This window comes from Nonomuraea sp. NPDC047529 (assembly GCF_040642995.1).
Taxonomy (GTDB): domain Bacteria; phylum Actinomycetota; class Actinomycetes; order Streptosporangiales; family Streptosporangiaceae; genus Nonomuraea.
In genome coordinates this window covers 217594-229648 of record NZ_JBEYTJ010000013.1, presented here as the reverse complement: position 1 = coordinate 229648, position 12055 = coordinate 217594, and the positions used below count along the sequence as shown (strand labels likewise).

Sequence of the window (12055 nt, the reverse complement as noted above, 5' to 3'; positions counted from 1 at the left end):
TCGCGGGCGCGGTCGTGGCCGTGCCGATCACCGCCATCCTCTACCGGGCCGTGCCCGAACTCTTCAAAGGCGACCCGCTCGCCCTCCCGGCGGGACCGGTCCCCGAACCACCGGAGCAGACGGCGCCTCGTGGGAAGGAACCCGGACAGAACGACTGACGGGCCCGGAGGCAGGTGCGGGTGGTGTCCGGGTCGTGGCGGGCTCATGCGGGACGGGCGCGCCCAATCCGCTTGCGGCGGGATGACAACGCCGGTCATCGGGTGCATCGCCGAGGGCCCGCGTCGGTCATGACGCCGGATTCCGCTAGGTTTCACGGCGCGCATCGATCTGCGGCGCTGGCCGCCGCCGTGCCGGTGGCCTGGGGGTGGAGGCTGAGCCGGACCGGCCGCGCTGATCGCCGCCATCGACCAGCGGCTGGAGCGGCGGGTCCTGCGCGTCGGCCTGCACTTCGACACCTGACACAACATCCCGCATCGCATCGCCGCCCCCGGCCGCCAGGTCAGAGAAGGCTGGTTCCGCGCCATCGACCCCCACCTGATCAACCTCATCATCCCGGGGATTGAGCCGATCAACCTCCTGGTCATCCCACCCGCAGCCCCTGAGAAGGCACTCGCCCTGGTCACCCGATGCCGAGGCCGCGCCCGCTCCGGCGACGTCCTCACCGCCGCGGACCACGACGGCCCCACCGACACCGCCGCCGAGGAGGAGCAGCGCCTGGCCGGTTGGGACAACGAAGGCGGCCGGACCCCACGGCCCGCCCGCGAGGACCCCACACTCTGATCACGCATTCGGTGGCGCACTTCAGCGGCGACGCCGCCTACTGTTCAGCGGGTGGTCGTGCGGCGGTCCTGGTGGTCCTCCATCGCGTTCACGACAGAGCCGCACCTGACACGGAAAAGTCAGTCCTGCAGACGGACGACGATGACGACGGTCGTGCCGGCCGGGCCGGTGGTCACCGTGAGCGAGTCGCTGAGCTCGGCCATCAGCCACAACCCGCGGCCGTGGTCACGGTCGCGGGCAGGCATCGATGCCCGCTGCTGGTAGTGGCGGGCCGGGATCCCGGGGCCATGATCGCTGATCTCGCAGCACAGCAGGCCATCGGCCTGCCACAGGCGGACCCGCCCGGATCCACCACCATGATCGAACACGTTCGCCACGCCTTCTTGCACCGCCAGTTCAAGATCTGCCCGCCGAGCCGACGACAGCCCCTGCTGGGTGGCATGGGCGCTCACGCCCTTCCGTAACGCGCTCTGATCGTACGCGGCCGCGCCACCCGGCCCGGACGTACTCAGTGCCCAGGTCAGCAGCGGGTCTCGGCATTCCGGCGGCGGCCCGAACAACCCGCTCACCGGTCACGCCCACTCATCGCCGGTCACCGGGACGGCCGGCTGCTGTCCGAGGGAACTGCCGCCTGAACGCGCCGCACGCCCGCCCCTCGTCGCGACATGTCGACAGCGGCCGGGACATCAGATGTCGGAGGGGCCGCGACGGTCGGCACGGGCATGGGACGGCTGACGGCGCCTTGGACATCATGGTCCCTTCGATGGCGCGATCAGCGTGACTTGCGGGAGCGACGACAACCGCTGTGCAATCAGATCCTGGCTCGCGACATCCCTGCCCCTGCGGCGAAAGGGGAAACGTCCCAGGGGAAGTGACAGATGCCCAGACGGACCGTACAGCCCTCGCAAGATCGGTCACGGTCGGGGCCGGAGGGGGTCTGATGTCGCGGGGACGGGTCTGCAACGGGGCGCGGGGCGGTCACGTCCAGCAGGAGCAGCCCGTCGAAGTCGGAGATGCCGGGCTCGAGCCGACCCGCTCACCCAGATCCACGAGCAGGTTGCGGGCCTGCTGAGCCGTCCAACTGCCGGCGGGGTTCGCGGTCACGCCCAGGATATACACGCGCCGAGTGGCCACCTCCATGACGAACAGCACGTACAGGCGCTTCAAGAAGATCGTGTCGACATGGAAGAAATCACAAGCCGACAGGCCTTTCGCCTGGGTGCGCAGGAACGTCCGCCACGAGGTGTCGACGTTTCGGGGAACCGGACCGAACAGCCGACTCCGGAGGATCCGCCGCACGGTTGCTTCGCTGACCTCGTGGCCGAGCCGGACGAGCTCACCGTGCACCCTGCGGTATCTCCGGGCTGGGTTCTCCCGCGCCAGGCGCACCACCAGGTTCCGGATCTCCTTGCTCGTCCTCGGGCGGCCAAGCCGCCTCGGATACGTCCAAGGTGTCTGACCAGGCGGCGGTGCCAGGCCAGCAGCGTGCTTCAAAATGGTGACCGAGACGGCCGACCACGTGACCACGAGGTTGGCGCAGACCCTGATGATGGTCGTCATCGCCACGGCCGTGCCCGGTGCTCTGACGGCAGGCCTCCTGCGGCTGGCCTCGGCGCCCGGGTGGCTTGTCGCCATCGCGGGAGTGGGCGTCATGGTCGTGGTCGGGGCCGTGTGCTTGAGGTGGATCAGCGCCCAGCACCGCAAGAGCGAGGAGCCGATGAAGGTGGAGGAGCAGCGGCCCGGCTCCTAGCCGTCATCGTGGCGGCGCGCTTGTTGTGAGAGCCGCCCGGAGCATCCGGAACGCCGAGCCGAACATGGCCGACGCCACCGGCTGCTCGGGGCGGCTCTCAACATGAGCGCCCCACCTCACATGCACCTAAGAACGGCACTTTGCGATGCTGGCCTGCCCCTGATTGTCCGCGGACGATTCTGGGGTTCGACCCGATGTAACGAACAGCGCCTCTTGCTGGGCCCTCGTACTTCAAGGGTGACGGGAAGCTTCTTGGCGAAGATGGGCGTGGCGTATCCCCGGAGCTCACAAGGTGGGGGATGCCGACGAGGCGAGGTTGCTTCAGCAACAACAGCGAGTACGCCGACGCCCATCGAGGGACAGAACGTGGGTGCTTGAGTGCGGCCCCCACAGACGCTGCCTATGCGGCCCCCCGGTTTCGTCGCCCACCATCGGGTTGGCACTGTCTGGTCGCTTGCCCGGCGTACGGGCCCGCGCTGCTCGACGAGCACGCCGTCTCACGTTCCGCTGCTTCTTGTGCGTCCTTGTGCGTGAACCGGGACTGCTTCGGTCCTCCAGTACTGTCAGGTCCGTCGTGCGGTGCTGTCACTGCTCAGAAACCGTAAGCCGCCAGAACTCCACCGGCGTAGGCGGCGATCGGTGCCGCCACGTGTTCGGCGTCGCGGTGGACGCCGCGCAGGGTGTTGGAGGCGAAGGAACGCTGGAACTCCAGTCCGACGTAGCCGAGCCCTAGGTGAGTGGTGGACAGGCCGCCGGTGTGCCGGGGGAGTCCCGTCTTGTCGAGGGCGCCGAGCGGGGCCAGGTAGTCCAGGTGCGGCAGGTAACCGGTCGCGTAGATGACCGTGTCGATGGTCTCGCGTTCACCGTCGGCCCAGATGACGTGGTCGCCCTCGAAGGCGGTGAACATGGGACGGCGCTGCAGGCGACCATCGTCCAGGGCTGCGGCGTAGTCGCCGGTGTCCATGACCAGGGTGCCGGTGGAGATGCGGGCCAGCCAGGCGGGCGGAAGCTGGTCGAAGCCGGTGGTGGTGTGCCAGTAGTGCACGTCCTTGCCGCCGACGATCTGTGGCATGAGTTGCAGCGGCTGGCGTGAGGCGATCGTGACGTCGGCCATGTCGGCCAGTTCGTAGGCGACCTGGATGGCGGAGTTGCCGCCGCCGACCACCACGACGCGCTGCCCGGCGTAGTGCTTGGGGGTGCGGTAGTCGGCCACGTGGAGGGCTTGGCCGGTGTAGCCGTCCTGGCCGGGCAGGGCGGGGATGTAGGTGTTGCCGAAGGAGCCGCTGGCGGCGATCACGCCCATGGCGTGGAGGGTGTCCCCGGCGGCGGTGTGGACGTGGAAGCCGCCCGAGCCGTCGGCTTCCGCCGCGGTGACGTGGGTGCCGGTGCGGATCTCGACGTCCAGGCTGTCGGCGTAGCGCTGTAGGTAGGCGACGACCTCGTCACGGGTGGGGTAGTGGTCGCCGTCGCCAGGGAAGTCCTGGCCGGGCAGGGCGCTGTAGCGGGCTGGTGAGAACAGGGTGAGGCTGTCGTAGTAGCTGCTCCATGAGCCGGTGGGCGTGTGGCCGGCTTCGAGGATGACGGGGGTGCGGCCGGCGTCGCGCAGTGCGCGGGCGGCTGCCAGGCCGGACTGGCCGGCGCCGATGACGATGGTGTCCATGCCGCCGGATCATATCCTCATATACAGAAATGACAATACGGTAGAGTCGTGCCATGCAGACGGCAGGCGGCGGCATCCAGCTCACCAACGCGGCGCGAGGCTTCCTCAAGGCTCTGGCCAGCGACACCCGCCAGCAGATCCTGTTCCTGTTCGAGGGTGGGGTTGAGTTGACCGTGGGCCAGGTGGCCGAGCGTCTGTCGCTGGCCCAGTCGGCCACCTCCACGCACCTGGCGACGCTGCGCGAGGGCGGGGTGCTCGCCTCGCGACGCGAGTGGAAGACCGTCTACTACCGGGCCGACCCCGATGGGGTGCGGCAGGCGCTGGCCGACCTGCAGGCGGCCTTGGCTGCGTGCTGCCCGCCCGGCGAGGGTCCCTCTGTCGGCGGTTGCGGCTGACGGGAGGAGGCGGTCGTACATCAGGGTCTGAGCGCTCTGCTGATTTGACAATCTTCTAAGCAGTGGTTCAGAATCTGAGCTGTTTAGATGAAGTTCTATTCAGGAGGTGCGCGATGCGCGCTCTGCTCACCAACCTGCGCCGCCCGGCCGACACCTCGGAATTCACCTTCAACGAGGCCACCTCGGAGGTGTGCGACCGCGTCTGCCGCGCCGACGCCGCCATCGAGCGCGCCCGCACCTCCGCCCTGTCGTCCTTGTCCTTCCGCTGACCCGCACGCCATCTGGAGAGCCGTCATGAGTGACAGTTGCTGCGGCACCGTTGCCGTCGAGATCGAGCAGTTCGCCACCCCTCAGCAGGCCACCTCCGGGCAGACGGGCGACCTGCCCGTCGCCGTGATCGGCGCAGGTCCGGTCGGCCTGGCCGCCGCCGCCCACCTGACCGAGCGGGGCATCGACTTCCTGGTGCTGGAGGCCGGCGAGCAGATCGCCGCGTCGCTCGCGCAGTGGGGGCACGTACGGGTGTTCAGCCCGTACCGGTACAACATCGACGCCGCGGCCCGCCGCCTGCTGGAGGCCGACGGCTGGACGGCTCCTGTCTCCGACTGGCTGCCGACCGGCGCCGAACTCATCGACGACTACCTCGCCCCGCTCGCCAAGCTGTTCGGCGACCGGGTCCGGCTCGGCGCGCGGGTGAGCGCGATCAGCCGCCTCGGCTACGACCGGGTCCGCACAGCCGGCCGCGAGCAGGCCCCGTTCCTCATCCGGCTCGACGACGGCACCGAACTGCAGGCCCGCGCGGTCATCGACGCCTCCGGCACCTACACCAGCCCGAACGTGCTCGGCGCGAGCGGCCTGCCCGCCCACGGCGAGAACGACGTGTCCGTCGACCACGCCCTGCCCGACGTCCTCGGCGCCGACCGCGACCACTACGAAGGCAGGCGCGTGCTGGTCGTCGGCGCCGGCCACTCCGCCGCCACCACCCTGCTCGCCCTGGCCGAACTGGAGAACACGCCGATCACCTGGGCGATCCGCGCCGGCAACGCCACCCGCACCTACGGCGGCGGCGACGCCGACGCCCTCCCCGCCCGCGGCGCGCTCGGCACCCGGCTGCGCGCCCACGTCGAATCCGGCCGCATCCAGTTGCTGCCCGGCTTCTTCACCCACCGCGTCAACGCCACCGGCCAGGGCGTCGAGGTGGTCAGCCGTGACCCGTCAGGCCAGGAGCAGGCCGTCATCGTGGACCGGATCGTGTCGGCCACCGGCTACCGCCCCGACCACTCCATCGCCGCCGAACTGCGGCTCGACCTGGACCCGGTGCTCGGCTCCCCCCGCGCCCTGGCTCCGCTGATCGACCCCAACCAGCACTCCTGCGGCACCGTCCCGGCCCATGGCGTGGACGCACTCGCCCACCCCGAGCCCGGCTACTACGCGGTCGGCGTCAAGAGCTACGGACGCGCCCCGACGTTCCTCATGGCCACCGGATACGAGCAGGTCCGCTCGATCGTGGCGGCGATCGCCGGGGACTGGGAGGCGGCCCGCGACGTTCAGCTCGACCTGCCCGAGACCGGCGTGTGCTCCTCCAGCCTGGTCGAGGAGCAGGAGCAGCGGGTCGGTCTGGCCACCGGCATCAGCGGCGGCCTGCTGTCCACCCCGCTCCCCCTCGCCACGGTGAGCGCCGAGTCCGGCGGCAGTTGCTGCGGCTGAAAGGAACCCCGGATGTCCGACGGCTACCCCACCGCCGCCCAGAAGGAGGCGCTGCGCCTCATCTGCGACCACGGGCGGCTGGAGACCGAACGCCTGGGCCGCCACCTTCTGCAGGCGCGGCGGCCGAGCACCAATCCCGGCTACGCCCGCGCGATCATCCGGATGGCGGGCACCCTGGCCTGGCGCCTGCACGCCCAGGGCTTCATCGCCGAAACCGCTGGCGGCGCCTGGGCCATGACGGCAACCGGCAGGCAGCTCATCTCCTGTCCCGGCGAGCGCGAGTGAGTGCCCCCGTTTCGAGCGCCGTTCCCGTCCTCGGGGACGGCGCTCAGCCACGTCGGCGGCATGGCTGGCCGGTCGTGGCGGCGCTGGCCGTCACCCAGACCATCGGGTACGGCGTGCTCTACTACGCCTTCTCCGTCTTCCTCGCTCCCATGGCCCGCGACCTGCATGCCAGCAACATACAGATCGCCGCGGCGCTCACGCTGTCCGTCCTGATCGCCGCACTGTGCGCGCCGCTGGTCGGCCGTCTGCTGGACGCCCGCGGCGGGCGCGTCCTGATGACCGCAGGGTCGGTGCTCGGCGCCGCGGCGGTGCTGGCCTGGTCGCGGGTGGAGACCTTGCCACAGTTGTACGCGGTGTTCGCGCTCGTCGGCGTCGCCTGCTCCTTGGTGCTGTACGAGGCCGCCTTCGCCGTCATCGTCTCCCTGTACGCCGGCAACGAGCGTGGCCGGGCCAACGGGCTGCTGGCGCTGACCATCGTGGCCGGGTTCGCCTCCTCGATCTTCCTGCCGCTGACCGGCCAGCTCGTCGACCGGTACGGCTGGCGTACGGCGCTGGTGATCCTGGCCCTGGTCTACGGGCTGGCGGCGATCCCGCTGCACGCCCTCGTGCTGCGCCGCCGCGCCCGTACGGCGGGGACGCAGGCGTTCGCTGAGGCGCAGGAGCGGGCCGCCATCGTCAAGGCGGCCACCCGCCGGCGGCCGTTCTGACTGCTGGTGATCGCCTTCACCGCCAACGGCGGCGCGGTCGCCATCGTGGCGGTCCTGCTCATCACCTACCTGGTCCACCTCGGCCACTCACCGGTGCTGGCCGCCACGCTGGCCGGGCTGCTGGGCGTGCTGTCGGTGACCGGACGGCTGGTCACCACCGGCCTGCAGACCCGGCTGCCGGCCGCCCTCATCGCCGCCGCCATCTTCGCCCTGCAAGGCGTGGCCGTGCTGTTGCTGCCGCTGGTCGGACGCAGCGTGGCGGGCGCGATCGGCGCGGTGCTGCTGTTCGGGCTGGGTTTCGGCATCGCCTCGATCACCCTGCCGCACCTGCTGGTCGGCCGGTACGGCACCACCGCCTACGCCTCGCTCGCCGGCCGCATCGCGATCTTCTCCGTCGCCGACAAGGCCCTGGCCCCGCTGGGCGCGGTCGCCCTGGCCCAAGCCGTCGGCTATGGCTGGGTGATGGGCGCGGTCGCCGCCGCCTGCGGGATCGCTGCGTTCGCGCTGCTGGCCTATCATCGCCTAGGATTTAGACAAGCTTCGAATCAGGAGGGCTTGTCATGATCGTCCCGACGGGCCAGTGCTGCGCCCCGATCGCCCGCGAACCGCTCGGCGAGACCGACGCCGCCGAGCTGGCCATGCTGCTCAAGGCCGTGGCCGACCCGGTCCGGCTGCGCCTGCTGTCCATGATCGGCTCCCACGCCGGCGGCGAGGCGTGTGTCTGCGACCTGACCGGAACCTTCGACCTGACCGCGCCCACCATCTCCCATCACCTGAAGGTGCTGCGTACCGCCGGGCTGATCGACGGCGAACGCCGCGGCACCTGGGTCTACTACCGGATCATCCCCGAGGTGGTGAACAAGCTGGGCGCGCTGTTCACCCCGCTCACCGAGTCCGCCCCCGGGCCCGCCCCCCAGCCCGCTGCGGGACGCACCGAGCTGGAGCTGCTGCCCGCATGACGGCCGCCCCCCCGGCCCGTCGACGTCCTCGTGATCGGCGGCGGGCAGGCGGGCCTGGCCGCCGGCTACTACCTGCGCCGCGCGAAGGTCGACTTCGTCATCCTCGACGCCCAGGACAGCGCCGGTGGAGCCTGGCAGCACGCCTGGGACAGCCTGCGCCTGTTCTCACCGGCCCAGTACAGCTCACTGCCCGGCCGCATGATGCCCATCCCGCCGGACGGCGGCTACCCGAGCGCTACCGAGGTCGTCACCTACCTGACCGACTACGAACGCCGCTACGACCTGCCGGTCCTGCGCCCGGTGACGGTGAACGCCGTCCGGCGCGGCGACGGCCGCCTCCTGGTCGAGACCGGCCACGGCACCTGGCAGGCCAAGAACGTGATCAGCGCGACCGGCACCTGGTGGCGGCCCTACGTCCCGCACTACCCGGGCATCCGCGACTTCCGCGGCGAGCAGCTGCACACCGCCGGCTACCGCGGCCCCGAGCCCTTCCATGGTCGCCGGGTGCTCATCGTGGGCGGCGGCAACTCCGCCGCGCAGATCCTCGCCGAGCTCTCCCGGGTCGCCCAGACCACCTGGGCGACGTTGCGCCCGCCCCGGCTGCTGCCCGACGAGATCGACGGCCGCGCCCTGTTCGACCTGGCCACCCGCCGCCACCGCGCCGCCCAGGCGGGCGAAAAGACCCAAGGCATCGCCGACCTGGGCGACATCGTCGCCGTCCCGCCCGTACGAGAGGCCCGCGACCGGGGCGTGCTCAAGGCCGAGCCCATGTTCTCCCGCATCACCCCCGACGGCGTGGCGTGGGACGACGGCAGCACCGAGGCGTACGACACGATCGTGTGGTGCACGGGCTTCCGCCCCGCTCTCGCTCACCTGTCCCCGCTACGGCTGCGCGGCCCCGGCGGCGTGATCCCCACCGACGGCACCCGCGCGCTGGCCGAACCGCGCCTGCACCTGCTCGGCTACGGCGACTGGACCGGCCCCGCCTCGGCCACCCTCATCGGCGCCGCCCGCACGGCCCGGCAGACGGCCGCGGAGATCGTCGCCCAGCTGTAGATCTTCGGTCCCCGGACCGCCTGCCGGCCTGTACATGGTGCCGTCAATCTCGGGCGTGACGGGCCATCTTGACCGCTGAGATCACCAGGACGACGGCAAGGGCGGGAATGAGCAAAAGATCGGGTACCACCCCGAGCAGCAGCCCGCCGAGGAGCGCGCCCGCGACGGAGCCAGCGATCATGACGACGGTGAAGCGCAGATTGGCGCCCAGGACGGCGAAGCTGCCGTCCCGGCTGTAGCGAGCGAACGCGACCAGCATGGTCGGCAGCGACACCACCAGCGACAGGCTGCCCGCGGCCTTGATGTCCACGGCGTACAGCAACACGATCGCAGGGATCAGCAACTCGCCGCCGGCCACGCCCATGATGGCCGCCACCACCCCGATGCCGAACCCGGCCACGACGCCGGTCACCGCCAGCAGCGGCCCAGGCAGGGTGAGCGAGCCCACCGAGGTGGTGTGGGTGAGCACCAGAGCGGCGGCCATGAGCACCATCAAAGCCCCGAGGACCTTGTAGAGGGTGGCGGTGCGCATCCGGACCGCCCACGAGGCTCCCGCCCAGGCTCCCAGCAGACTGCCGGCCAGCAGGTTGACCACGACCGTCCAGTGCGCGGCCAACTCGGTCAGGGGGACGGCGGCCAGCCGGGCAGGTAGCGCGACCAGCACCACGATCAGGCTCATCGCCTTGTTCAGGATGACCGCCGACAGCGCGGCGAACCCGAACAGGCCGATCAGCAGGGGAAGCCGGAACTCTGCGCCGCCCAGGCCGATCATCCCACCCAGCGTGCCTACCGTCGCGCCGGCGGTGAAGGCCAGTGGCAGCGAGCGTGCCGCCGGCGCGGGCATGGTGCTTTCCTTCAGCGTCATCGACCACGCTCCTGGCTCGCCACGCCGCCCGCCGTGTCCGGCGTGATCGGCCCCCTTGTGTCCGCTCGGCTCACGCTATCGACGGAGCTCACGGGCGCGTCACTGCCTTACGTCGTCTGCCGGGATAATTCGACCTTTGTCTATCTTGACGCCCATCTAATCAATATGAGATCGTACGGACTGCTTAGACATACATCTAACTATCCGGTAGCGGTCCTGCCGCTGCCCAACGCGAAGGAGACCACGATGACGAGGCAGACCGGCGGTGGCTTCATCGGCGACCTGGACGAGGCGTTCGCCCCGCCCGCGGCCGGCGGCTGCTGCGGAGCCCCTGCCGCACTCAGCACGAGTGAGACGGACCAGGCGGCCACGAGCTGCTGCGGAAGCCCGGCCGCGGCCCAGGAGGCCGCCCAGTCCGGCTGCTGCGGCCAGGCCCCGGCCCCCGTCGACGTTCAGGTCGCGGACGCCACCTCCGCCGGGTGCTGCGGATGACATCCACGCCCCCGGACGTGAACTCGCCCCCGGCCGACCTCGCCACGCTGCTGAACCAGGTGTCGGCACAGCGGATGAAGGCCACGGTCCACGAGCTGGCCGGCGACCAGTACGCCGGGCGGCGCGTGGGCACGCCCGGAGGCCGCGCCGCCGCCGCATGGCTCGCCGAGCGGCTGCGCGAGCTGGGCGCCGACGTCGAGCTCGACTCCTTCCCCGTCGCCGACGTGCGGGAGCTGTATGCCGCTCCGGTGCTCGAATGGAACGCAGGCGGCCAGGTGCTGCGCCTGGAGCATCGCCGGGACTTCGTCGAGCACCTCGCCTCCGCCGACCTGCCGGATCCGCGCACTGCGCCGCTGGCCGCCGCCTCCGAGGCCGACCTGCGCGGCCGGTGGGTGCTGGCCGAGGCCGGGAACTGGGCGTGGGCGTGCGAACGAGCCGAGGTCCGCGGCGCGGCCGGCGTGCTGACCGCGCGCGGCACCGACGCCGAGGGGTGGATGCCCAAGATGATTGCCGGACCGGCCACCCGCGCCGTCCCGATCATCGCCCTGCGCACCGACCTGCACGCTCGCCTGGCCGACGCCCTGGCCATCAGCCCGGTGCAGGTCACCGGATCGATGCCGCTCCGGCAGATCTCCACCGACGGGCACAACGTCCACGCCCGCTTCCCCGCCTCCTCCCACGCCAGGGATGTGGGGACCGGGCCGCGGGTACTGCTGACCGCGCACTACGACGGCGTCGGCGACGATCCCGGCATGCGGCTGCCCGCGGCCGCCGACAACGCTTCCGGCGTGGCCGCCGTCCTGGAGGCCGCCCGCGTTCTGGCGGCGGGCCCGGCCGTCCGGGCCGGTCTGTCGGTGGCCTTCCTGGACGCCGAGGAGAGCGGGGCATGGGGTTCGGCCCACCACGCGGCCGCCCTGCCGTCCGACACACTGGTGCTCAACCTCGACGGCGCCGCGCACCTGCACCAGGCCGCTTCCGTCGAGGCCGGCGGACCTGCCCACGCCCTGCTGGCCACCCTCGACCAGGCCGCCCGCCTGGGCGGCGTGCCGCTGCGGGCCGGCGTGATGGCCTCCGACAACCGCCGCTACGCCGCCGCCGGACTGGCCGCGATCGGCATCGGCATGGGCATGCCCGGCTACCAGACCCCCGCCGAAACCCCCGACCGCGTCCAGCCGGACAGCCTCGTGGCGGCGGCGCGGCTGCTGGTTACCACCGTGGGAATGCTGGCCGCCCACACCTGACCGCCTCACGATGACACCACCTGGGCAGCGGTTGCTGTGCTCAGGTGCCGTCGGCCGATGATCGAGTGGCGGCTTGCTAGGTGAAGTGCTAGGGGAGAGCGGTCATCCTGCCGAGGTCATGATCGCGAACGGCCTGTCAGGCGGTCGCCGGGTGCAGAAGG

The 12055-nt window shown here is 71.2% G+C and carries 16 protein-coding genes; 12 read left to right on the top strand and 4 right to left on the bottom strand.

Going from position 1 to position 12055, the window contains the following annotated elements:
- The first annotated feature begins 465 nt into the window (after positions 1-465).
- A complete protein-coding gene (locus tag ABZ815_RS22910) occupies positions 466-780 on the top strand; it encodes a DUF5994 family protein (protein ID WP_357700989.1) in 315 nt (104 codons plus the stop codon).
- A gap of 119 nt (positions 781-899) precedes the next feature.
- Here the strand turns inward: ABZ815_RS22910 and ABZ815_RS22905 are convergent, their stop codons facing one another.
- Together ABZ815_RS22905 and ABZ815_RS22900 are read right to left on the bottom strand one after the other, a co-directional pair.
- Positions 900-1349 (bottom strand): ATP-binding protein, encoded by a 450-nt coding sequence (locus tag ABZ815_RS22905; RefSeq protein WP_357700983.1) that lies wholly within the window; start codon positions 1347-1349, stop codon positions 900-902.
- 409 nt (positions 1350-1758) lie between these two features.
- Positions 1759-2172, bottom strand: coding sequence for a hypothetical protein (locus ABZ815_RS22900; protein ID WP_357700981.1), 414 nt, complete (start codon positions 2170-2172; stop codon positions 1759-1761).
- Between the two features lie 103 nt (positions 2173-2275).
- On the opposite strand from ABZ815_RS22900, the gene ABZ815_RS22895 reads away from it, so the two are divergent.
- Positions 2276-2530, top strand: coding sequence for a hypothetical protein (locus ABZ815_RS22895; protein ID WP_357700979.1), 255 nt, complete (start codon positions 2276-2278; stop codon positions 2528-2530).
- Positions 2531-3122: 592 nt separating this feature from the next.
- On the opposite strand, the gene ABZ815_RS22890 is transcribed toward ABZ815_RS22895, so the two are convergent.
- Positions 3123-4190: an NAD(P)/FAD-dependent oxidoreductase gene (locus ABZ815_RS22890; protein ID WP_357700977.1), complete on the bottom strand. Its 1068-nt coding sequence runs from the start codon at positions 4188-4190 to the stop codon at positions 3123-3125.
- Positions 4191-4243: 53 nt separating this feature from the next.
- On the opposite strand from ABZ815_RS22890, the gene ABZ815_RS22885 reads away from it, so the two are divergent.
- The 8 genes from ABZ815_RS22885 (at position 4244) to ABZ815_RS22850 (ending at position 9296) form a co-directional block, all read left to right on the top strand.
- Positions 4244-4585, top strand: a complete 342-nt coding sequence (locus ABZ815_RS22885) for a metalloregulator ArsR/SmtB family transcription factor (protein WP_357700975.1) — start codon at positions 4244-4246, stop codon at positions 4583-4585.
- Between the two features lie 113 nt (positions 4586-4698).
- Positions 4699-4854 carry a hypothetical protein gene (locus ABZ815_RS22880; RefSeq protein ID WP_357700973.1) on the top strand — a complete coding sequence of 52 codons (156 nt, stop codon included), beginning with the start codon at positions 4699-4701 and terminating at the stop codon, positions 4852-4854.
- A 25-nt stretch (positions 4855-4879) separates the two neighbouring features.
- Complete coding sequence (locus tag ABZ815_RS22875; RefSeq protein ID WP_357700972.1) at positions 4880-6289, top strand: FAD-dependent oxidoreductase; 1410 nt, start codon at positions 4880-4882, stop codon at positions 6287-6289.
- Between the two features lie 12 nt (positions 6290-6301).
- A complete protein-coding gene (locus ABZ815_RS22870) occupies positions 6302-6574 on the top strand; it encodes a hypothetical protein (protein ID WP_357700970.1) in 273 nt (90 codons plus the stop codon).
- A gap of 74 nt (positions 6575-6648) precedes the next feature.
- Positions 6649-7281, top strand: coding sequence for an MFS transporter (locus tag ABZ815_RS22865; RefSeq protein WP_357700968.1), 633 nt, complete (start codon positions 6649-6651; stop codon positions 7279-7281).
- 6 nt (positions 7282-7287) lie between these two features.
- The gene (locus ABZ815_RS22860) at positions 7288-7845 is read left to right on the top strand and encodes a hypothetical protein (RefSeq protein WP_357700966.1); all 558 of its coding nucleotides are present in this window, start codon (positions 7288-7290) and stop codon (positions 7843-7845) included.
- Entirely contained in the window at positions 7842-8240 is a 399-nt protein-coding gene (locus ABZ815_RS22855) for a metalloregulator ArsR/SmtB family transcription factor (RefSeq protein ID WP_357700964.1), read from the top strand. The genes ABZ815_RS22860 and ABZ815_RS22855 overlap by 4 nt, the downstream gene beginning before the upstream one ends.
- 30 nt (positions 8241-8270) lie before the next feature.
- Entirely contained in the window at positions 8271-9296 is a 1026-nt protein-coding gene (locus tag ABZ815_RS22850; protein WP_357700962.1) for an ArsO family NAD(P)H-dependent flavin-containing monooxygenase, read from the top strand.
- A gap of 43 nt (positions 9297-9339) precedes the next feature.
- On the opposite strand, the gene ABZ815_RS22845 is transcribed toward ABZ815_RS22850, so the two are convergent.
- The gene (locus ABZ815_RS22845; protein ID WP_357700960.1) at positions 9340-10161 is read right to left on the bottom strand and encodes a sulfite exporter TauE/SafE family protein; all 822 of its coding nucleotides are present in this window, start codon (positions 10159-10161) and stop codon (positions 9340-9342) included.
- A 246-nt stretch (positions 10162-10407) separates the two neighbouring features.
- On the opposite strand from ABZ815_RS22845, the gene ABZ815_RS22840 reads away from it, so the two are divergent.
- Both ABZ815_RS22840 and ABZ815_RS22835 read left to right on the top strand, forming a co-directional pair.
- Positions 10408-10653, top strand: a complete 246-nt coding sequence (locus ABZ815_RS22840) for a hypothetical protein (RefSeq protein ID WP_357700958.1) — start codon at positions 10408-10410, stop codon at positions 10651-10653.
- Positions 10650-11894 carry a M28 family peptidase gene (locus tag ABZ815_RS22835; protein ID WP_357700956.1) on the top strand — a complete coding sequence of 415 codons (1245 nt, stop codon included), beginning with the start codon at positions 10650-10652 and terminating at the stop codon, positions 11892-11894. Before ABZ815_RS22840 ends, ABZ815_RS22835 begins: the two co-directional genes overlap by 4 nt.
- The last annotated feature ends 161 nt before the right edge of the window (positions 11895-12055 follow it).